23 protein-coding genes and 3 pseudogenes are annotated in these 21,606 nt (G+C 42.5%); 17 read left to right on the forward strand and 9 right to left on the reverse strand.

Annotated features, from left to right (window positions below):
• Positions 1-61: 61 nt before the first annotated feature.
• Positions 62-778: a ribonuclease PH gene (gene rph, locus AC4MDD_RS17710; RefSeq protein WP_491882128.1), complete on the reverse strand. Its 717-nt coding sequence runs from the start codon at positions 776-778 to the stop codon at positions 62-64.
• Between the two features lie 161 nt (positions 779-939).
• On the opposite strand from rph, the gene AC4MDD_RS17715 reads away from it, so the two are divergent.
• Both AC4MDD_RS17715 and AC4MDD_RS17720 read left to right on the forward strand, forming a co-directional pair.
• Complete coding sequence (locus tag AC4MDD_RS17715; RefSeq protein ID WP_491882129.1) at positions 940-1,617, forward strand: TetR family transcriptional regulator; 678 nt, start codon at positions 940-942, stop codon at positions 1,615-1,617.
• Between the two features lie 109 nt (positions 1,618-1,726).
• Positions 1,727-3,361: a PglL family O-oligosaccharyltransferase gene (locus AC4MDD_RS17720; protein ID WP_491882130.1), complete on the forward strand. Its 1,635-nt coding sequence runs from the start codon at positions 1,727-1,729 to the stop codon at positions 3,359-3,361.
• Between the two features lie 72 nt (positions 3,362-3,433).
• On the opposite strand, the gene AC4MDD_RS17725 is transcribed toward AC4MDD_RS17720, so the two are convergent.
• Entirely contained in the window at positions 3,434-4,051 is a 618-nt protein-coding gene (locus tag AC4MDD_RS17725; RefSeq protein WP_114836721.1) for a thiol:disulfide interchange protein DsbA/DsbL, read from the reverse strand.
• Between the two features lie 180 nt (positions 4,052-4,231).
• Here AC4MDD_RS17725 and ubiG point away from each other — a divergent pair, with 180 nt between their 5' ends.
• The 4 genes and pseudogenes from ubiG (at position 4,232) to AC4MDD_RS17745 (ending at position 6,996) form a co-directional block, all read left to right on the forward strand.
• Complete coding sequence (gene ubiG, locus AC4MDD_RS17730; RefSeq protein ID WP_094148627.1) at positions 4,232-4,948, forward strand: bifunctional 2-polyprenyl-6-hydroxyphenol methylase/3-demethylubiquinol 3-O-methyltransferase UbiG; 717 nt, start codon at positions 4,232-4,234, stop codon at positions 4,946-4,948.
• Positions 4,945-5,598 (forward strand): annotated as a pseudogene (locus tag AC4MDD_RS17735) (HAD family hydrolase); the annotation flags it as partial. The gene ubiG and the pseudogene AC4MDD_RS17735, both read left to right, overlap by 4 nt.
• A gap of 78 nt (positions 5,599-5,676) precedes the next feature.
• Positions 5,677-6,423: a YciK family oxidoreductase gene (locus AC4MDD_RS17740; RefSeq protein ID WP_005401600.1), complete on the forward strand. Its 747-nt coding sequence runs from the start codon at positions 5,677-5,679 to the stop codon at positions 6,421-6,423.
• Positions 6,424-6,576: 153 nt separating this feature from the next.
• Positions 6,577-6,996 (forward strand): hypothetical protein, encoded by a 420-nt coding sequence (locus AC4MDD_RS17745; protein WP_428870298.1) that lies wholly within the window; start codon positions 6,577-6,579, stop codon positions 6,994-6,996.
• Positions 6,997-7,116: 120 nt separating this feature from the next.
• Here AC4MDD_RS17745 and AC4MDD_RS17750 read toward each other — a convergent pair whose 3' ends face one another.
• From AC4MDD_RS17750 to AC4MDD_RS17760, 3 genes and pseudogenes are all read right to left on the reverse strand, one after another.
• Positions 7,117-8,334, reverse strand: a complete 1,218-nt coding sequence (locus AC4MDD_RS17750) for an RNA-guided endonuclease TnpB family protein (RefSeq protein WP_436905660.1) — start codon at positions 8,332-8,334, stop codon at positions 7,117-7,119.
• Positions 8,335-8,391: 57 nt separating this feature from the next.
• Positions 8,392-8,784 (reverse strand): annotated as a pseudogene (locus tag AC4MDD_RS17755) (transposase family protein); the annotation flags it as partial.
• A gap of 37 nt (positions 8,785-8,821) precedes the next feature.
• Positions 8,822-9,145 (reverse strand): helix-turn-helix domain-containing protein, encoded by a 324-nt coding sequence (locus AC4MDD_RS17760; protein ID WP_491882131.1) that lies wholly within the window; start codon positions 9,143-9,145, stop codon positions 8,822-8,824.
• Positions 9,146-9,325: 180 nt separating this feature from the next.
• Between AC4MDD_RS17760 and tnpA the strand changes: the two genes are divergently transcribed.
• Positions 9,326-9,658 (forward strand): IS200/IS605 family transposase, encoded by a 333-nt coding sequence (gene tnpA / locus AC4MDD_RS17765; RefSeq protein ID WP_491882132.1) that lies wholly within the window; start codon positions 9,326-9,328, stop codon positions 9,656-9,658.
• Here the strand turns inward: tnpA and AC4MDD_RS17770 are convergent, their stop codons facing one another.
• The gene (locus tag AC4MDD_RS17770) at positions 9,659-10,153 is read right to left on the reverse strand and encodes an IS630 family transposase (RefSeq protein ID WP_005402037.1); all 495 of its coding nucleotides are present in this window, start codon (positions 10,151-10,153) and stop codon (positions 9,659-9,661) included. It lies immediately after the preceding gene.
• Between the two features lie 47 nt (positions 10,154-10,200).
• Positions 10,201-10,506 (reverse strand): IS630 transposase-related protein, encoded by a 306-nt coding sequence (locus AC4MDD_RS17775; RefSeq protein WP_000122230.1) that lies wholly within the window; start codon positions 10,504-10,506, stop codon positions 10,201-10,203.
• Positions 10,507-10,832: 326 nt separating this feature from the next.
• Here AC4MDD_RS17775 and AC4MDD_RS17780 point away from each other — a divergent pair, with 326 nt between their 5' ends.
• From AC4MDD_RS17780 to AC4MDD_RS17825, 10 genes are all read left to right on the forward strand, one after another.
• Positions 10,833-10,988 carry a hypothetical protein gene (locus tag AC4MDD_RS17780; protein WP_004684184.1) on the forward strand — a complete coding sequence of 52 codons (156 nt, stop codon included), beginning with the start codon at positions 10,833-10,835 and terminating at the stop codon, positions 10,986-10,988.
• A gap of 339 nt (positions 10,989-11,327) precedes the next feature.
• Positions 11,328-11,711, forward strand: a complete 384-nt coding sequence (locus AC4MDD_RS17785; protein WP_004684183.1) for an RcnB family protein — start codon at positions 11,328-11,330, stop codon at positions 11,709-11,711.
• A gap of 299 nt (positions 11,712-12,010) precedes the next feature.
• Positions 12,011-12,367, forward strand: a complete 357-nt coding sequence (locus AC4MDD_RS17790) for an RcnB family protein (RefSeq protein ID WP_491882133.1) — start codon at positions 12,011-12,013, stop codon at positions 12,365-12,367.
• 124 nt (positions 12,368-12,491) lie between these two features.
• Positions 12,492-13,844, forward strand: a complete 1,353-nt coding sequence (gene argA, locus AC4MDD_RS17795) for an amino-acid N-acetyltransferase (RefSeq protein ID WP_491882134.1) — start codon at positions 12,492-12,494, stop codon at positions 13,842-13,844.
• 331 nt (positions 13,845-14,175) lie between these two features.
• A complete protein-coding gene (locus AC4MDD_RS17800) occupies positions 14,176-15,141 on the forward strand; it encodes a sulfonate ABC transporter substrate-binding protein (protein WP_491882135.1) in 966 nt (321 codons plus the stop codon).
• Positions 15,142-15,151: 10 nt separating this feature from the next.
• Entirely contained in the window at positions 15,152-16,147 is a 996-nt protein-coding gene (locus AC4MDD_RS17805; protein ID WP_491882136.1) for an aliphatic sulfonate ABC transporter substrate-binding protein, read from the forward strand.
• A 26-nt stretch (positions 16,148-16,173) separates the two neighbouring features.
• Positions 16,174-17,349, forward strand: a complete 1,176-nt coding sequence (gene ssuD / locus AC4MDD_RS17810; protein ID WP_491882137.1) for an FMNH2-dependent alkanesulfonate monooxygenase — start codon at positions 16,174-16,176, stop codon at positions 17,347-17,349.
• Entirely contained in the window at positions 17,349-18,164 is an 816-nt protein-coding gene (gene ssuC / locus AC4MDD_RS17815) for an aliphatic sulfonate ABC transporter permease SsuC (protein ID WP_063454421.1), read from the forward strand. The genes ssuD and ssuC overlap by 1 nt, the downstream gene beginning before the upstream one ends.
• A gap of 10 nt (positions 18,165-18,174) precedes the next feature.
• Positions 18,175-18,975: an ABC transporter ATP-binding protein gene (locus AC4MDD_RS17820; protein ID WP_491882138.1), complete on the forward strand. Its 801-nt coding sequence runs from the start codon at positions 18,175-18,177 to the stop codon at positions 18,973-18,975.
• Between the two features lie 358 nt (positions 18,976-19,333).
• Positions 19,334-19,972, forward strand: a complete 639-nt coding sequence (locus AC4MDD_RS17825) for a TetR/AcrR family transcriptional regulator (protein WP_058868590.1) — start codon at positions 19,334-19,336, stop codon at positions 19,970-19,972.
• A 60-nt stretch (positions 19,973-20,032) separates the two neighbouring features.
• Here AC4MDD_RS17825 and AC4MDD_RS17830 read toward each other — a convergent pair whose 3' ends face one another.
• Both AC4MDD_RS17830 and AC4MDD_RS17835 read right to left on the reverse strand, forming a co-directional pair.
• Positions 20,033-20,593, reverse strand: a complete 561-nt coding sequence (locus tag AC4MDD_RS17830) for a phosphorylase family protein (RefSeq protein ID WP_062031505.1) — start codon at positions 20,591-20,593, stop codon at positions 20,033-20,035.
• Between the two features lie 132 nt (positions 20,594-20,725).
• Positions 20,726-21,538, reverse strand: a pseudogene (locus tag AC4MDD_RS17835) (SLAC1 family transporter); the annotation flags it as partial.
• Positions 21,539-21,606: the final 68 nt, after the last annotated feature.

The raw sequence follows: 21,606 nt of genomic DNA on the forward strand, positions 1-21,606 counted from the left end.
GCATTCAAACGACACGCAATAAAAAACGCACTCTCAAGTGCGTTTTTTATTGCGTTAAAATTTACCAGCCCAGTGCTTGCTGTTGTTTTTTCACCAACTCTTGAATGCCCTTTTCTGCCATTTCTAACATGGCATTGCACTGTACACGGGTAAATGGTTTATCTTCTGCCGTGCCTTGAATTTCAATAAATTCGCCAGCTTGGGTCATGACCACATTTAAATCCGTTTGGCAGTTTGAGTCTTCTTCATAGCACAAGTCTAAAAGCACTTCGTCTTGGAAAATACCGACTGAAATTGCAGCCACTAAGCCTTTTAATGGATCTTGCTTAATTTTCTTTTTCTCAAGCAATGTGTTCATCGCATCAATGAGGGCCACCGCAGCACCGGTGATCGCAGCAGTACGTGTACCGCCATCTGCCTGAATCACATCACAGTCGATAGTGATGGTATTTTCACCGAGTTTTTTTAAATCCACCATGGCACGCAGACTACGGCCAATCAAACGTTGAATTTCTTGAGTACGACCACTTTGCTTACCACGCGCAGCCTCACGGTCACCGCGGGTATGCGTCGAACGTGGCAACATGCCATATTCAGCGGTTACCCAGCCCTGACCCTTGCCTTTTAAAAAGCGTGGTACTGAGTTATCAATACTTGCAGTACAAAGAACTTTGGTATGACCAAACTCAACCAATACCGAACCTTCCGCATAACGTGTGTAGTTACGAGTAATGGTGACATCACGTAATTGATCTAATGTTCGTTGGTCGATACGCATAATACGCCCTTCATCTGACTAAATAGGTTGGCGCATAGTATAGCAGAAGCAGACCCAAAGCATTTGTCTGACTGCATTGCATTTGTAATTGATCGCCTGTTTCCCTACCCCTCCATATTATTTGTTAAACTGAAGCTTAAAAGAGGCTGAGGCAATCATCTATGTCGATTCGAGAAGAACGTAAACAACAAAGCCGCCAAGCTTTGCTGAATGCTGCATTACAACTCAGCACCTCTGGACGTTCCTTTGCTCGCATTAGTCTGCGTGAAGTCACTCGCCAAGTGGGTTTAGTACCGACCGCGTTTTATCGCCACTTTAATGATTTGGATGAGTTAGGACTTGAACTGGTCGATCAAGCGGCGCTCCACATCAAAAGCATGTTAACCCAATTGGGACAAAGCTATGTTTATGGTCCACATGCCACGATTGAGCACAGTTTAGATCTATTTTTTCATGCTGTAGAGCAACATCCTGAACAGTGGATTTTCTTGATTGGAGAACGTTGGGGTGGTTCTGCCTTGATCCGTGCAGCCGTTGAGCGAGAAATTGCCTTTTTAATCGATGACTTCGCCCATGAATTAACCCGTATTGAAAGCATGCAACATATTCATGACAGCGAAGACCTCAAAGTATTGGCCAATATCTTAATAGATGCCTCCTTTAACTGGGCCATGCGCTGGATTGGTTTGAGTCGAGATGTGGCTCCCGAAGAACTACAACAGCAGCAGGCTTCATTTAAACTGAAAACCATCGTGCAGATTCAACTCATGTTCCGCGGAATATCCAATTGGCAACGACCATCTGCTCAGACTAAACACGCCAATCCGACCTTACATTAAGACGCTTGCAGACGTAATTTTTGCCGTATTACAAAATTTTTAATGCGCTTTGCTCAAACTTGGATGCTTTTTCACTATCATAGAGCCAGTTTTTTCATCTGTAGCTCCTATGCGTTTTTTTCTTTTTTTAGCGGCGAGTGTCTGTATTGCCTTGGCATGGCTATTGCCCATTCATTATCGACCTTGGGTCACCTATACAGGTGAATTGTTTGCATTTTTATCTTTATTTGCACTCTCTGCCTTATTTTTAAAAGAAAAACTCTTGCTCCCGAAAGTGAGTCTGCCGCTATTGCTGTTGAGCCTCGTGCCCTTCATTCAGTACGGTTTTGGCGAGCTGTTCTTTTTCAGCAAAGCACTGATGTGTAGCTTATATATCTTTGCATTCTGGCTGAGTATGGTTTTAGGTTTTAACCTGAGCCAAAAACCCTTGGAACGTGAGCAATTATTTAGTGGTCTGTGTAGTGTATTTTGGTCGGTCGGTCTGGTAACAGCGCTCATCGCCACTTGCCAATGGCTCAATATTGAACAGTACATTCCCGGTATGACCGCTTTAAAAGGCGATCGTCCTTATGCCAACTTTGCTCAGCCGAACAATATGGCGAGCTTTCTGATTCTGTCCTTACTCGGCACACTGTACCTATTTGAAAAGAAAAAATTCAACTCGATTCTGCTGTGCGTCAGTGCTGCATTGATGCTATTTGCGGTAGCCCTGAGTCAGTCCCGTACATCATGGGTCGCAAGCATTTGTGTACTGCTGTATTTGCTCTATCAGCAGTACAAAGGTGTGGTTCAACTGAAGTGGTATAGTGCCCTCGCATGGTTTGCGTTGTTCATTGCATTTATTGCGTTTATTCCACAACTCAATCACCTGTTGGCTCAGCTGTCTAATGTCGAAGTGACCCAAACCCGTGATGCAGTTGCGCGAGCAACGAGCGATATGTCACGTCTTGCCATTTGGCAACAGATGCTCCATGCCATTGCTGAGCGACCTTGGTTTGGTTATGGTTGGCATCAAACCAGTGTGGCTTACACCCTAATCAGTGATCAGTTCCAAGGCCCCGTTTGGGTGAAAAGTGCGCACAACTTCATTCTCGACTTTATGTTATGGAATGGATTAGTGATTGCGATTCCATTTTTTGCCTATCTCAGCTATTGGGGCTATCAACTGCAAAAGCATGCGACATCGCTGGAATCTGTGATTGGACTTCTGATGGTCGGCGCTTTACTGATTCACGGTATGCTTGAATTTCCGTTGTTCTATGCTTATTTCTTGCTGCCACTCGGATTGATTCTAGGCATTATTCAATCTCAGCAAAAAGTGAAAACGTGGACTTTACCGAGCTTTGCCATGCCGATCACATTTACTGTCTGTGTGGTCTTGGTCGCACTGATTATTCGTGACTATGAGTTGATGGTACCAAAGCTGAATCAAGCTTCTCGTTATGAACACACCCCTGAAAAGTTCACCAATCAAGATCACATTTTACTGCTGTCGGAGTTTAACCGCCGCATTGAATGGATTCAGTTAAATCCATACAGCAAAGTCAGCCCTGAGCAAATTCGTGACTATGAGGAAATGGTGCTGAACTACCCGATTCCCTATGATTTGACCAAATTTGCCAAACTCTTGGCCTTTAATGGACATGAAGCCGAAGCTCGTCATCAACTTTGGCGCTTAAAAACCTTAAGAAAAATTGAGCTGCGTTATGAGGATTTATTACAACCTGCATCAAGTGCGCAATAAACATCGTTAATCCATAAAAAAGCCTGCATCAGCAGGCTTTTTAACTTAATAAGGACTTAAAACAGATTCAGCTTATTTTGCAGCACGTTCTTTTTCAATCAAGTAATCCACGACTTGAGTCACTTTAGCATCTTCACCTTGCACAATATATTTACCATTCACCGTCACAGCAGGAACACCACTGAGTTGATAGCGCTTGGCTAAGTCTTGTGCTTGTGCAATTTTTGAAGTGATCGCAAATGATTTATAAGTGCTGTTAAATTTCGCTTCTGGAATACCAAACTGAGTATAGAACTTAGCTAAAGCAGGTTGCTCTAGAATTGGTTGATTTTGATCATGAATGGCATGGAATAAAGTCAAGTGGGTCTTTTTACGTACACCCAAGGCCTCAGACACATAATAAGCTCGCGCCGCTTGCTCCCACACTGGATTCATGGCTGCTGGCGTACGCACGAAACGCACATCTTTCGGTAGTTTTTTCAACCAAGTCTGCATATGCGGTTCAAGTTTAAAACAGTGACCACAGCCATACCAAAAGAATTCGCGGACTTCAATTTTTCCTGGCACTTCCACCTGTACAGGTGTTGGTACGACGATATAGTCCTGACCTGCCACAAAATTTGCAGCCATTGCACTGCCCGAAATTGCGAAAACAGCGGTTGCTAAGCCACTCAAAAGGAGTTTTTTCATTGAACTTATTGTCCTCAAAATCATTATGATAAGTTTATGCAAATACTATAAATCAAATATGCCAAATTCGTTTTCATTCTGTGAACTTTTTTCAGGCTTTTATCGCTTTTTCTAGAATAAACGCTACACTAAGCCCTATTGAACATTTTAAATATCATGACTTAAATTGAGGTGCCGACGATGTCGCAACTGAATGTTGATCCACAAGAAATTGCCAAATTTGAAGCATTTGCTGCCATATGGTGGGATCAGCACTCGGAGTTCCGACCTTTACATATGATCAACCCTCTGCGCTTAAACTGGATTGATGAACATGCAGGTGGACTCAGTGGAAAAAAAGTCCTGGATGTCGGCTGTGGTGGCGGAATTTTAGCTGAAAGTATGGCACGTCGTGGTGCAAATGTGCTCGGCATTGATATGGGCGAAGCCCCCCTGAATGTGGCACGTTTACATGCAGAACAAGAAGGTGTTGAGCATATCGAATATCGCCAAATTCCAGTTGAGCAGCTCGCAGAAGAACAAGCAGGACAATACGATGTCGTGACCTGTATGGAAATGTTGGAACACGTACCCAATCCAGCCTCAATCATTGAAGCCTGCCATAAACTGGTGAAACCAGGCGGTCATGTATTCTTCTCTACCATTAACCGTAATCCCAAAGCCTACCTGTTTGCCATTATTGGTGCTGAATATGTACTGCGCATGCTAGCCAAAGGCACCCACGATTATCAAAAATTCATTAAGCCCTCTGAACTGGCACATGATATTCGCGGCGCAGGACTCAAACTGAAAGACATGACGGGTTTACATTACAATCCATTGACCAAACGCTATTGGTTAGCGCCGAATGTCGATGTCAATTATATGGTCTATACCGTCAAAGAAGGTGCTGCATGAAAGCCGTCTTATTTGACCTTGACGGCACACTGATCGACACTGCAGCCGATTTTATTCGTATTATTCAAGACATGTGCCGTGAAAAAGGCGTCGCTGTGGTCGATGCAGACCTAATCCGTAGCCAAGTCTCTGAAGGTGCACGGGCGATGGTGAAATTGGTTTATCCAGAACTTGCCGTCGAAGACCCGATTTTTCTTGCACATCGTCAGCGTTTTTTAGATACCTACGGTGCCGATATCGCAGTAGATACTGACCTGTTTTCGGGCATGTATCCGCTACTTGAAAAACTTGAAAGCCAAGAGATTCCTTGGGGCATCGTCACCAATAAACCGCGCTGGCTCAGTGAAGCATTATTAGATGCGCTGAATTTGACAGAGCGCTGTGCGGTTTTAGTCTGCCCAGAGGATGTCTCACAGACCAAACCTGATCCTGAGCCGATGTATTTGGCTGCCAAGCACATCGCGATTGCACCCCAAGATTGTATCTATGTCGGCGATCATCCACGTGACATCGATGCGGGTCGTAACGCGCAGATGTATACCATTTTGGCGGCTTATGGTTATTTACCATTCGCGCACAAAGATGACTTAACAGCGTGGCAAGCAGATTGTATAGTGAAGACTGTGGCTGAATTGGACGATGTTATTCAGTCTCTTGTGAGTCAAACTACACCGTCCACTTCACTGACTTTATCACAATTAAAAAATCAAAATAACGAGGAGGTAATGATGAAATATTCAGAATATCAACCTCGCCCCGATCTGCTCAAAGATCGCATCATCTTAATTACAGGTGCGGGCGATGGTATTGGTCGTGCTGCTGCATTAAGTTATGCCCTACACGGCGCAACTGTGGTGCTGCATGGACGTACCTTAAATAAGCTCGAAGTCATTTATGATGAAATTGAAGGCTTAGGTGCGCCGCAACCTGCAATTTTACCCTTGCAGCTGTCGAGCGCCTCTCCTCGTGATTATGAATTATTGGTCGACACCTTAGAACGCCAATTTGGGCGCCTAGATGGCATTTTGCATAATGCGGGCATTTTAGGTGAGCGTACCGAACTGGAAAATTATCCTGTCGATGTCTGGGATGATGTCATGGCCGTCAACTTGCGTGCGCCATTCGTTATGACTCAAGAGCTAATGCCACTTCTGAAAAAATCTGAGCATGCCTCCGTAGTTTTTGCCAGCTCAGGTGTCGGACGTGAAACGCGTGAACGTTGGGGCGCATATTCCGTGTCTAAGATCGCGATTGAAGCGGTCAGCCAACTGTTTGCCAAAGAAAATACCTCACCGAATATCCGCTTTAACTGTATCAATCCAGGGGCGACCCGCACTGCAATGCGTGCAAAAGCCTATCCCGATGAAGATCCAAAAACATTGCCAACGCCTGAAAATATCATGCCTGCCTATCTGTACTTGATGGGCGATGACAGTTTGCATATGAATGGTCAAAGTATTGATGCACAAGACTAAAATGTGTCACTTAAGAGGAAGCTTCGGCTTCCTTTTTTTATGCGTCAAACTGAAGCTTAGTCATCTGCAACATGATTTCAAGGTTCAGAAAAGGTTGTCTTTTTTCAATTTTTGCGGATACTGATGTCCAACTCCATTTTTGAAGTATATGCCATGACGGACTTGAGCAACATCACTGTACAACCCACTGAAGATGGTATGGTTAGCCTGTTGATTGACCAACAGCCGATTTCAGAAAAATATGGAATGAAGTTTGAAGCCAGTATTGTGGAGGAACTTCAAGCCCTGGAAAATGGCGCCACACTGAAACTTTTCGACCAGTTTGTTTTTGCCCATACCGACTTGAACTTTGAACATAGCTATCACTACCTCACGGTCATTGCTAAGAATGATGAACAATATAAAGCAAAGAAAAGCTTTGTTTATCGCATCAAAATTGACGGTCAGCCCGACATTGAGCATGCCATCAGCAAAAATGGTGAACCGATGACTGCAGCCGATGTACGTGAATTTATCCAAGCGCATGTACAGAAATCATTGACTGATTATACCGACCTCAACTACGCCTATTGACATACTCCCACCACCAAACTAAGAGTTATGGTGGGGGAATCTTTGCGACCTATGCAATCAAATTGATTACACCTTTCGATGCCACACTTGCGCTGACAAGTATTGTGGCATAGGAACTCTTTACACAGCACGAAGCCCTAGTGCATCAGCTAAAGCGAAATTACGGATATTTATACTCGCATTCACATCACGATCTTCAACCAAATTGCAATTTGGACATTCAAACAATCTGACACTTAGCGGTAACTTTTCCATCTTATAGCCACAGCAAGAACAAGTTTTTGAACTGGGAACAAATCTTCCAATTTGTAGAATATTCTTGCCAAACCATTTTGCCTTGTATTGCAATATCGTAAGAAATTGACCCCAAGCTACATCTGAAATAGACTTCGCTAATTTTCGATTCCTTACCATGTTTTTAATTCCTAAATCTTCTACTGCATACGTGGTCGCTTGGTTTTCACAGATCAAGTGATGCGTTAGTTTATGATGTAGGTCTAAGCGTTGCAAACGCACTTTTTCATGGATGAATGCAACACTTAACTTTTGACGCTGATAATTCTTAGATTCTTTCTGTTTTCGGGCAAATATCTTTTGCTGTATAGCTAAGCGGTTTTGAGCCTGCCGTAAGTGTCTTGGATTTTCAACTTTATCACCATTAGATTGAATGAGCATGTGATTCAAACCCATATCAATTCCAATAGTTTGATCGGGTTGAACTGTTGTTGGTGCAACAAGCTCTAACTCAGACTCAACTAAGATAGAAGCATAATACTTACCTGTTGCTGTTTTGCTAATGGTGACAGTTTTAATTTTCCCATCAAATGTCCGACTAAATACAGTTTTTATCCCTTTAATTTTAGGTAGATGTAGTAAACCATGCTCAAAGCTCACCGTTGCGTGCTGAGGGCATTGATAAGACCGTTGAGGTACTTTCTTGGATTTGAAGCGTGGATAGCCAACAATATGACTCAATGGGCGTTTTTCATCAAGTTTTGGCTTGTAGCCTTTAATTTTCCTGAATTCAATCTTGCCTTTCTTCAATCGCTGAAAAAAATTGTTATAAGCAGTATGCAGGTGAAGTAATCCACTAAGAAGTGATTGACTGTTTACTTCATTCAACCATTCAAATTCAGGTTGCTTCTTCATTGCAACCAATTGGTCTTGAATATCCTTTTTTGATAATAATTTTTGAGTTTCTGAATGGACTTTGGTTTGAAGAGCTAAAGCCCAATTGAAAATAAAGCGAGTGCATCCGAAGTGCTTTTCAAACTGCACTTTCTGTTGAGAATTTGGATAGATGCGATATTTATACGCTTTTAAAAAAGGTTGTTTCATGGTTATAATTTAACAAATTAATTACTTAGTAGACTTCCTTCATAAATCATTTTTCAATCAATTTAATTGTTTATCTTTCACCCAATCTAAATTGTATATGCCAGCAAGTAAATTAAACCGCAGGTTTAATCGTTTACGACGATTTCTATATACACAAGATAAAATCTTAAAACATTTCATCCTTCCAAATACATGCTCTACTTGAATTCGTCTACGACCAATCTCTCTATTTAACTTTTTTAATTCAGAATCTAGTTTTTCAGTTTTTTTTGCTTTAGATGGCATGAGGCATCCAAAACCCAATTTTTTTATCCCTAAATACCCCTTATCAACGATAAAAAAGGGCTTAAATTTTAATTTCCTCATACTTTTTTTAAATATTTTAAAATCATGCATGCTTCCATGACTTCCACATACACTCAGTATTTCACCTGTTGTATAGTGCATAGATAGCTGAAATTTAAAGGTATGTCGCTTTTTTTTACCGCTATACCATTTCTTCTGTTTTTTTTGGACGTTGAACTAATATTTCAGTTGCATCAATCACAATAACTTCCCAATCCACTTCATCTCGATTAGGAAGTTGTTTTGACAAGTTAAATTTTCCAGAACGGATTAAGGTATCTTCAATAACACGTGTGATACGAATTGCACTCATTTCAGATACACCGTAACTCATACCAAGATGGAAAAATGTTCGATATTCTCTCCAATATTCTATACATAAGAGCAAACGATCTTCCAACGGTAATTTATGCGGTCGTCCTTTACCAATATGACCAGGTAAATGCTTATTTAGCTCGGCCAACATGAGGTTAAATGTAGCCCAACTAACACCGGTAAGCCTACGAAACTTAACGTCTGATAATTTTTGAATATCTTTGAATTTCATCCAAGGATTATCCATTGAATTAAATAATTTTGCTGATTAATTTAAGATCAAATAAATTGTACGTTTTTTGATTTATGACGGAAGTCTAGTGTAAATATAATGAAATCACATTATCACTGTGTTTATAAGCTCACATATCATTTAGTGTTAGTAACAAAATATCGCAAGAAATGCCTTTCAAATGAAATGCTCAATCGGCTTGAAGAAATCGTAAAAAAGAACTGTGCCGATTGGGAGATTGACTTGCTTGAGTTTAATGGTGAAGCTGACCACATTCATTTATTACTAGAAATGCACCCGAATATCATGCCAAGCAAATTCATTAACAATCTAAAAACAGTGTCAAGCCGACTGATACGCAAAGAATTTGAGGAAGAACTAAAACCGTATTATTGGAAGCCTGTACTTTGGACGAGAGCATACTGTCTATAGTCAAACTACTTTATTATTCATACAAGATTCGAAAAAAACTCGAAATAACTCATCGACTGAGTCGATCAACCATTCTTTACGCTTACGTTTAACCCATGCCCACATGTGTTCTATAGGATTTAAATCAGGGCTGTATGCAGGAAGCCAAAGAATTTTATGCCCTTGTTGTTCCAATAACTCCTGAATATCTGCTCTTTTATGAAATGCTGCATTATCCATAACCACTACACTATTTTCTGGTAATGCTGGTATGAGGAATTGCTCAATCCAAAAATGAAAAACATCTGAATTGATTTTGCAGTCAAATAAACCGACTGAAAATAACTTACCCTCATGGATTGCTCCAATGGCATTGGTCTGATTCTTTAATTGCCAATTATATTGCCATAAACAGGGTACTCCTTTTCGTGAGTAGCCATGAGGTCTATAATCATGTGACTTAAAACCACTTTCATCCAGATAAATAATCGGATGGTTTTTTTCTAATTCATTCACTTGCAGAATAAATTTATCCCTAAGCTTTGTATCTGCTTTAGGATGGCTTAACGTCTTTTTTTAACTGTAATATTTAAGCGCTTTAATGCAGCACCAATAGATGAAACACCACAATTAAAACGTGCAGCACGTTCATATTGATAAGCATCAGGATACTTTTCAACATCTTCACGTAAAGCATCATCGTTAATTTTAGAAGGTTTACGTACACGAGTTTTTTTAATCTCTATACGTTTCTTCCATTCAACAATGGTATTTTTATTAATTTCAAATTGTGCAGCTACCGCTCGAATAGAATAACCTTCCTCAAGCTTAGCTAAAATTTTACGTCTAAAATGTTCTGAATAACTCATTGCACCATTGTATTGGTTTTATAATGATTTGACTATACTTACAACAGGCGGGGCTACAATTGATGTAATTCGGGAATATATAAAAAATCGAGAAAGACCTGAATAACGAAATGTCGTGCTATCCATCACAATCTAAATCACAGATTATAGATGGAGAATTTCGCGCAGTTAGTTAAGCCGAATCAGCCAAGTTGAAAACTCAGCTTGGCTAGTTGGATATTTTAAATCGTATTTTTAAATTATTTTAATAAAAATATTCGGTTTTTAAGATCAATATTTCCTATTTATCATTCTGATTGATCAAGAATTGAAAATAAGGATGCAGCATGGCTGATTTGCAACGTAAACATGACACCATTCGTCATATCCATAATTTACAACTACCCGAAAGCCTGATTTGTGCTTTGGAGGATGCCAAACAAGCTGAAGCAGTGGTTCATTCAATCCGTTCATTACAACATCTAACGCAGCAGTGGAATTAAATAATGCACTATAGTTAAATCACTATAAAACTAATACAAATAAGCCTATGAATTATTTATAGTTTTTTACAATCTTGTATGGACAATAAAGTAGTTTGACTATATGCGTTCTTTGACAAAGGGAGATCTGAGCCCTCAAAATGAGTCAAAAATCAGAAGATACCGACTGTTTGCTTTGGCCTTTGGCGCAATTGATGATTTAATTCAGGCTTAGAATTGGGCATAATCTTCTTAATATCTCTGCATTTGTTAATAAATACCCAATTCATCTTCACAGTTTCTCTGCATTTTTTTCGTACATTATAGGAAAGAATGAAATTACCTTAATGAGGATTCAACATGAAAAAGATTTTGACAGTATTGGCAATCTCTTTCAGTGCTTTGATGGCAAGCAGTCTCAGTACTGCTGCCCCTCAGTTTGACCACGATCATCCACGCTATGGCAACGAGCCACGCGGACGTGACTTTCGCGATTCAGGTAATGACGATCAGCAAGATCGTCGACGTATGCGCGAAGAGCGCGGTGTCAAACGTTTACAACAGCATAAATGGCAACAAGGTTATGTCATGCCACAGCATTACCGTGGTAACGGCTATAAAGTCGAATATAAAGACCATAATCTTCCAAAGCCAAACAGAAACCAGCAGTGGTACAAAATCAACAATGACTACATCTTAGTCGACGCAGACAGCAACAATATTCTGCGCATTATGGGGCTTTAATCTGCGCTTCATTTTGTACAACTCCTCGACATTATTCTTGAGACCTGAATCAACACCCTTTCACCCGCTTTAGTACGACTGCATACTCCTCTTAAGAGACCACAGTCAGGCACAGCATGGAAGGCGTTGTTTCAGGTTTTTTATGTGCCAAAGCTTTTGTTTGCAAGCATTGCAGAAAAACAACAATCTCCTCAGTCTCTTCATACATTTCACAATTCACCTAAATAGCCCTCACGCTTTCTCTAGAGTTATTCGCTAATTTTAAATGATCGAAACAAGACTGATACTGGACGAAAGCAATGAAAAAAATTCTGACTGCAATCACACTCTCTTTAGGCGCGCTCATGGCCACATCTGCAATGGCAGCACCACAATACTATGACCGCGCGCATGCTCATGACTCGCGCTGGGATCATCGCGATGACCGTCGTTGGGACAATGACAATCGCTACCAAAACAAACGTGTTAACCCAAGCCGTGACTGGCGCTCAGGTCAAACCTTGCCACGAGGCTATGACTCATCGCATTACCATGTCAGTGACCGCGAAGCACGTCGCCTACCCAACACTGGACGCTACCAACAATGGTATAAGGTCAATGGTGACTATGTTTTAGTCAATGAACGCAATAACCGTATCCTACGTATTATCGGTTAATTCTGGCTGGTGTCGCAAAACCGATCGAACACCTGAACATTGCTTCAGGTGTTTTTCTATTTAAGACTTCCTCTTCTGCATTTTTTGATTAAAATCATGCTAAGCAGTTCATTTTGAGACAGGCATGCACGAAAATTCCATCGAAACACATCACAGTACAACTTTGCAGTATGTGCATTGGTTTCGACATTCTGCGCCTTATATCAATGCTCACCGTAATAAAACCTTTGTAATCATGTTTGATGGTGAAGCAGTTCAGCACGATAACTTTCAACATATTATTCACGATATTGCCTTACTGCATTCACTCGGGATTCGCCTGATCTTGGTGCATGGCGCGCGTCCGCAAATCAACCACAACTTAAAACAAAGCCAGATACAAACGCCATTTCATCAACATCGCCGCGTGACCACGCGAGAATCCCTAAGTTGCGTGATGAATGCGGTAGGCTCAATTCGTTTGCAAATTGAAGCCTTACTGTCGATGGGGTTGGCCAACTCACCGATGTATGGTGCACGCATTGATGTAGTTTCAGGGAATTTTGTTACAGCCAAGCCCTATGGCATTCGCGATGGGGTCGATTTTCAGTTAACCGGCGAAGTTCGTACGATCGATACCGATGCCATTCAACGCCATTTGGATAATCACAATATTGTGCTGCTCGGACCAACTGGCTATTCCACCACAGGCGAAGTGTTCAACCTACTGGCAGAGGAAGTGGCGACCCGTACAGCGATTCATCTTAAAGCGGATAAACTGATTTTCTTGGGCAAACAACATGGTCTGCTCAATGAACATGGTCAGTTGCAACGCGAAATTTCGCCACACAAGCTCGATGCACAAATTGAGAAATACCAAGATTCGAACCCAGACATTGCCGTGCATTTACGCGGTGCCAAAAAAGCCTCGACGGATGGCGTCCATCGCGTCCATCTGATTTCCTATGCTTATGATGGTGCCTTGGTTGAGGAGCTCTTCACGCGTGATGGTTCGGGCACCATGATTACCGACGCCCATTATGAAGAAGTCCGTATGGCCAACATTCAAGATGTCGGCGGACTGATTAACCTATTACGCCCACTTGAAGAAGAAGGCATTTTGGTTTATCGCTCACGTGAACGTCTCGAAAACGAAATTGGGCAATTTGCGGTGATTGAACGTGATGGCATGATCTTGGCCTGTGCTGCGCTTTACCCACTACCAGCGGCAGAGGGTGAAATCCGCAGTGCCGAAATTGCCTGTGTCGCAGTCGATCCTAGCTATCGCAAATCTAATCGTGGCAGCCAAATTTTGCATTATCTCGAAGGTAAAGCCCGCAGTATGGGCATTCAACAGTTGTTTGTACTGACCACACGTACTGCACATTGGTTCTTAGAACATGGCTTTGAAACGGCCAATGTCGATGAACTTCCCAATGCACGCCAAGCCTTATACAACTATCAGCGCAACTCACTCGTCTTTAAAAAGCCACTTTAAGTGGCTTTTGCAGGATTATGGATATCTTTATTTCTCATATCTTTATCGAGAAAACACCGCAAAAATCGCTCAACTCTATATTGCGTGAAATACTAAGCTTATTCCAAAAATAAAAATACCTTTTAAATAATAAATATCAATCATTTAATCTCAATAAATTTTATATTTTATGTTTTTTATATTGCTGTTTTTTACATAAGTTTTGCACTTTTGTTTTTATCTTTTTTTTTCATGTCTAAAGCCCGATTTCTTATTTTTTCTGAAAAGAAATGCCCATTAGCGTATGTGTTCACCAACTCACTCACCTTATTTATTTGGAGTTATGAAACACATGAGCACTTCTCGAGCACAGTTCTGGATCAAAACAAGCGTTCTTTCTGCAGCAGTCGTGGGTGCCATGATGTTATCTGGATGTGGGAAAAAAGAAGCTGAGACCGTCACACTCAATATTGGCTTTCAAAAATATGGCATTTTGCCCATCGTCAAAGAGCGTGGCACTTTAGAAACGGCGCTTAAAGCACAAAATGTCCAAGTGAAATGGGTCGAGTTTCCTGCAGGTCCACAGCTCCTCGAAGGCTTAAATGTCGGCAGTGTGGTCTTTGGTGAAGCAGGTGAAGCCCCTCCGATTTTCACACAAGCTGCAAATTCGAACTTGGTTTACATTGCCAACCAACCTGCTGCACCTAAAGCAGAAGCACTGATCGTACAAAAAGACTCAAAGATTCAAAGCATCCAAGATTTAAAAGGCAAACGGATTGCACTCAACAAAGGTTCAAATGTGCATTACCTGCTACTCAAAGTGTTAGAAGCAAATAACCTGAAACTTTCTGATATTGAAGCGGTGTATCTTCCACCATCGGATGCACGTGCCGCATTTGAACGTGGTGCAGTTGATGCTTGGGTCATTTGGGATCCCTTCTTTGCTGCCGCTGAACATCAAATCTCAGCACGTGTGATTGCTACAGGAGAAAACTTAGTCAGTAATCATCAGTTCTATTTGGCCGATCGTAAGTTTGCCGAAACCCATCCAGAAGTTTTAAAAACGGTCGTGAATGAACTCAACACCACCACACAGTGGGTCGAACAGAATCAACAACAAGCAGCCCAGTTGTTAGAAAAACCGACAGGCTTGTCTTTAGACATTTTACAAACCTCGATTGGTCGTATGGGCTTTGGCGTTCAACCCATTTCAGCCGAAGTCGCAAAAAAACAGCAGTACGTTGCGGATGCTTTCTATCAACAAAAACTCATTCCGAACCAGCTGAATATTGACGCTGCCATTATTAAACAAAAATAACGAGATCATTATGAAAACACTTAAAACAGTTTCCAGTATTGGCATTGTCACCTTGAGTCTGGGACTCGGGGCATGCCAAAAGCAAGACACGGCAGCAACGAATACGTCAGAAAAGCAGACAGCCGTTCCAGTTAAAACCCTGTCGATTGGCTACCAAAAGTCGTCTTTGAACCTGTTAGTCGCTCGTGAACAAAAATTATTTGAGCAGCAATTTCCTCAAGCCAAAATTGAATGGAAAGAGTTCCCTGCTGGCCCACAAATGCTAGAAGCCTTGGCCGTCGGTGCAGTTGATTTTGGCTCTGTGGGCAATACCCCACCGATCTTTGCTCAAGCTGCTGACAAAGAGCTGAGTTATGTCGGCTATGAACAAGTTCCAGCCAATGCTCAAGCGCTGTTGATTGCTAAAAATAGTACCATTGATTCAATTCAAGACCTAAAAGGCAAGCGGATTGCGGTTCAACGCGGTTCAAGCGCACATGAGTTACTGGCGAAAGTCTTACAAAAAGCAGGGCTCAGTTGGCAGGATATTCAACCGATTTGGCTGCCCCCTGCAGATGCACGTGCCGCGTTTGATAAACAATCCATCGATGCATGGGCCATTTGGGAACCCTACCTCAGTGCAGCAGAGCAAGATGCACAGGCCAAAGTCTTGATTGATGGCACAGCATTTCCACAAACCTATTCTTTTTATATTGGCAACCCCAAGTTCATTCAGACCTACCCTGAAGCCACCGCTCAGTTCATTCATGGGCTGAATCAGGCCGATCAATGGGTGCTAAAAAACCAACCACAGGCACTTTCGGTCTATACCCAAAGTACGGGTTTACAGCCCTCTATTGCCCAACGCGTCATCGACAAACGTCTGAAACCTTCACCGATTCAAACCCTGACGCCTGAAGTGGTGCAAGCCCAACAACAAATTGCGGATTTGTTCCAACAAGTCCAGCTCATTCCGAAACACATTCAAGTTCAAAATACCGTTTGGGTTGCACCGAGCAAACCTTAAACGACTCTATCTAAGGATTTTTTAAAATGAAAATTTTCTGGTTTATCCCAACTCACGGTGACAGTCGCTACTTAGGTACCAGCAAAGGTGCGCGTCAAGTGGACCATGCCTATATGAAACAGATTGCAGTTGCCGTGGATAATTTGGGTTATGAAGGTGTTTTGATTCCAACAGGTCGTTCATGTGAAGACCCATGGTTGACCGCAGCCAGCCTGATTGATGCCACGAAAAAATTAAAATTCCTAGTTGCACTGCGTCCAGGCGTGACCACTCCGGCACTGGCTGCACGGATGGCAGCCACCTTTGACCGTCTCTCCAATGGTCGGGTTTTATTGAACTTGGTGACCGGTGGCGATGAAAAAGAACTGCAAGGGGATGGCGTTTATGAAGACCACTCCACTCGCTATAAAACTGCCAATGAATACGTCAAAATTTGGCGTGAGATTTTAACCCGCTCCAATACAGGTGAAAGCTTTACCTTTCACGGCGAACGTCTAAAAGTAGATGATGCCAAACTGCTATATCCACCTGTGCAACAACCCTACCCTCCACTTTGGTTTGGCGGCTCCTCGGATGATGCCATCGAATTAGCCACTGATCAGGTCGATACTTATCTGACATGGGGCGAACCTCCTGCTGCTGTTAAAGACAAAATTGACGCTGTCCGTGCCAAAGCCGAAGCCAAAGGCCGTACGCTCAACTATGGTATTCGTCTGCATGTAATTGTGCGTGAAACCAATGAACAAGCATGGCAAGCGGCGGAAGAGCTCATTCAATATGTCGATGATGCCACCATTGCTGCGGCACAGGCTAAATTTAAGAGCATGGACTCGGTCGGTCAACGTCGCATGGCTGAACTGCATAATGGTGACCGTAGCAAACTGGAAGTGTCCCCAAACCTTTGGGCTGGCGTAGGTCTGGTTCGTGGGGGTGCAGGTACGGCATTGGTCGGTGACCCTGAAACGGTTGCAGCCCGTATTCAAGAATATGCCGACTTGGGCATCAGCACCTTTATTTTCTCAGGCTATCCACATCTTGAAGAGTCTATTCGTTTTGCCGAGTTGGTGTTTCCACTCCTGCCACTCGAAACTCAAGCAAAGTTAGCACAACCAAATTTAACAGGCCCCTTTGGTGAGATTGTGGCAAACAACTACACACCCGATGAAAACAAAAAAGCAAAAGTGATTCAGGAGCCTGCCTAATGTCCAAGATCGTTTCAGTGCAAACCCTCCAGCAGGAAAAGGTTTCACGTGGAACTCAGTTAGGGCAACTATTGCTGCCTTGGCTCTTTCCTATCGGCTTGATTGTGCTTTGGCAAATTGCCTCCAGCACAGGACTTTTAGAAAGTCGGATTTTACCTGCACCAACGGCAGTGGTTACCGCTTTTTGGCACCTGCTACTGAGTGGTGAACTATGGAAGCATGTGCAAGTCAGTGCAGGCCGTGCCTTACTCGGCCTATTGGTGGGTGGGGGTTTAGGTCTATTTCTGGGTTTGTTAAATGGTTCATCGAAAACGGCGTCAACTCTACTCGACACCACTCTACAGATGATCCGAAATATTCCTGCACTGGCACTTATTCCGTTGGTGATCTTATGGTTCGGGATTGATGAAACCGCCAAGCTTTTTTTGGTTGCGGTCGGGGTCTTTTTCCCCATTTACATCAACACCTATCACGGTATACGTTCGGTAGATCCACAACTCATTGAAATGGGGAAAAGCTATGGTTTGACCCGTTGGCAATTGTACAAAGAAATTATTTTACCGGGTGCGATGCCCTCTATTTTAGTCGGACTCCGCTTTTCACTGGGTTTGGTATGGGTCCTGCTGATCGTTGCCGAAACCATTTCAGCCCAAGCCGGCATCGGTTATATGACCATGAATGCACGTGAATTTTTACAGACTGACATCGTTTTGGTGGGGATTTTACTGTATGCCCTACTTGGAAAATTGGCTGATGTACTGGCCGTCACATTAGAAAAATACCTGCTGCGCTGGCATGCAGGATACCAAAAATAAGGAGTTTGAGATGACTGATTTAAGCCTTGGTCGCCATGCAAATATTCCGTCGCCGCCAAATCACAATCAAGACATTAACCCTCAAGCGGTGCTTGGGGCCGAAATTATTATCGAACAACTGCATAAGTTTTATGGTTCAGTTAAAGTCCTTGAAGACTTAGATCTGCATATTCAGCCGGGTGAGGATGCTGCCATTGTCGGACGCAGTGGTTGTGGTAAAAGTACCCTGCTGCGCCTGATTGCCAACTTAGAACAACAAAGCTACGGCGAAATTAAGTTTAAGTCCGCACGACACCTCCGCGAAGGGATTACCGCAGACGATATACGGGTCATGTTCCAAGATCCACGACTGCTACCATGGCGCTCCATTGAACAAAACGTACAACTGGGGTTGCCAAAACAACAACATGCCACTGCCTCGGGTTTGCTAGAAAAAGTCGGACTCAAAGAAAAAGCGGGACTTTGGCCTTCGCAGCTCTCTGGGGGACAGCGTCAACGGACCGCTTTGGCAAGAGCTTTATCGCATAAACCACGGATTTTATTGCTCGATGAACCTTTGGGAGCACTCGATGCCTTAACCCGCTTAGATATGCAGAATTTGATTGAAAAATTATGGACGGAACAAGGCTTTACCGCCATTTTAGTCACCCATGATGTCAGTGAGGCCGTTCAACTGGCCGATCGGATTATTTTGCTAGACCGTGGCCATATTGCCAAAGAGTTTCAAGTCGACCTACCCCGCCCTCGCGTCAAAGATATGCCGTTCAATACCCTTGAACAGCAGGTGTTAAATGCGGTTTTAGCCACATAAGTAGACTAAAAAATCCTTAGCTTGAGGTGCTAAGGATTTTTTATGCTAAATTTCAGTAAAAAAAGCTAAAGACTTTCATATCACTTAAGCATACTTTAGTTTAAATAATGTAATAAATTTCACGTTATTTTTATCAAAACATGCTATTTCCCATTGAATCATTTCATATAGTTTAGACAAAATAGTTTTTATATAATTATATTTTATTGGACAACGTTTAGAATTTATCGCAATTTAAGAGCCAATCTACAGAATAAATGATCATTATTCAAAAAATTAAATTTCCACTTTGTGCACAAATCTGATGATTTGCCGTACAATTTGTCCTTCCCCTTTTTATTGTTTTTTAAATTACAGAATGGAACAGAAAAAGAGTACTCAAAAACGCCACCAGCTGCTGAATGCTGCACTAGATGTCTTCTCGCTCTATGGATTTAATGGAGCAAGCTTAGATGAAATCGCACAGATTGCTGAAATGCACAAATCAAATATTTTCTATTACTATGAAAATAAAGAAGCTTTGTACGTTGAAGTTTTAACGACGGTTCTACAAAAATGGTTAGCCCCACTACAGATGTTAGAAGCTGACTTAGAGCCGGAAGAAGCGATCACCAACTACTTATTGCAAAAGATTGAGGTTTCTCGGACTCAACCGAAAGCATCTCGCTTGTTTGCGTTAGAAGTGATCCAAGGGGCTCCGCATATTTTGGAAATCCTCAAAGGGCCTTTAAAGAAGTTGGTCAAACGTAAAGCCAAAGTCATTAGCAATTGGCAAGAGCAAGGTAAAATTTCAACTGAAATAGACCCTGAGCTGTTAATCCTCAACATTTGGGCCTTAACACAAAACTATGCTGACTTTGCCACGCAAATGGAAATGGTAACAGGTAAAACCCTACGTAACCGCAGTATGCAACAACGAGTCATTCAACATACCGTGCATATGATGCTGTATGGCGTGATCCCGCGAACACCGTCTGCATTATTCAAAGCTGAGTAATTTTGGCATACGACCATAGCACTCTATGGTCGCCGAATTGAAAAAGACAGAATCAAAGCCTCAGATACTTTCAAATAATGCTAATAATTTCTGAGCTCCCAATAACAAATTGTCTTCCCAGTCCAAATGCGCGGTGTCGTTGGCACCATCTGAAATATATTTGACTGAAATCAGACGGACACCCTGTTTTTTACAGACCTTTGCCAGCGCATATCCTTCCATATCAACCAAATGACACGGTACTTTGGGCTTACCTGTTTCAAAGCTATCCCCTGTTCCACAAATGCCGGTACGGAGCTGCTGGAAAAACGGTTCTAAGTGAATTTCCGCAGGATGCATGGTGTCAAATGGGGTAAAACCGACAGCGAAACCGAGTGGAGACACATCCATGTCACGTTGTACGAATTGAGAGACTTCGACCAATTCGTGCTTATCAAAATACGTACTGCCTGCTGTACCTAAATTAATCAGAGTTTTACAGCCTGTTTTTTGAATCACTTCAAATGCTTTATAGGCCGCGTTGACTTTACCAATACCGCTGTAGTGAACTTCAATCCCTGCTTGCTCAAACAATCCTTTAGACTCATTCGGCAAAGCCATGATCAATGCAACATCCGACATAAAATACTCAATTAACAGACTTCATGCGTGCCATTAGAAAACAAATCGATCCGAAAGAAAAGCGCCTCTGGTCTCTGTTCAAACAACCTACATAAGATCAGATGGCGCTTTAAACTGAAAGGATTGTAGACCTCATTTATACTGCTGTTCTAAATAGGTTTTTAAGCACGGCGAAAAGAACAAATCCCCTTGATAAAAACCGTGTGCCGTCTTGGTTGCAACCAAACTCCATAACAACATCAGTATGACTGCAAAAGCATAGCCAACGGCATACAGGAAGGCCAAATTGAGTTGCTGGGCTAAGGTTAAGATTGCCAGTGTATATACGCCCAATGGGAAAGTCAGTCCCCACCAGCCCAAATTAAACGGCAAATCCTGTTTAGCATGGTGCAAAGTCATCAGTACCGCAATCCCCAACCACCACAGCCCAAAACCCAGCAGAATTAAACTGGCCAAAATTCCCGCCTGCTGAAATAACTGACCCAGTTGTGCTAAGCCCAAACTCGCCATCAGCATCGGTGCCTGATGCCCCAAAACCAATAATGCCAAAGCAGCAGTGCCTATCGGCCCCAAAGCCAACCAACTGCTGACCGCCAACTCTTTTTCAGGCAATTTATGTAAAACTAAACGCAACATTAAAATCGTTAAAATTGCAAAGGCGGGTAATACTGAAACACCCCACAACACATAACTGCCCAATAAAATCGCAACGGCGTGAGTATCAGCTGCCAAATGCCCCAGTAATAGACCACCACTGCTGGCTGCAACTTCACAGGCCACGATCGGCAATAACCACACCGCGGTCATCTGCTGTAAAGCATGCTCCTGATGTCGATACATAGCAAAAGGAACTACCCACGCCACCAAGAGCGCCAAGACCACATCAGCATACCAGAGCGTTTGAGCAATCTGTACAGCTGTGTCGCCATAAATAGGCTGACCATACTTTGACATACTCCCACCACCAAACTAAGAGTTATGGTGGGGGAATTTGTGCGACCTATGCAATCAAA

The sequence above is a fragment of the Acinetobacter sp. CAU_H_29a_1 genome, from assembly GCF_058599505.1.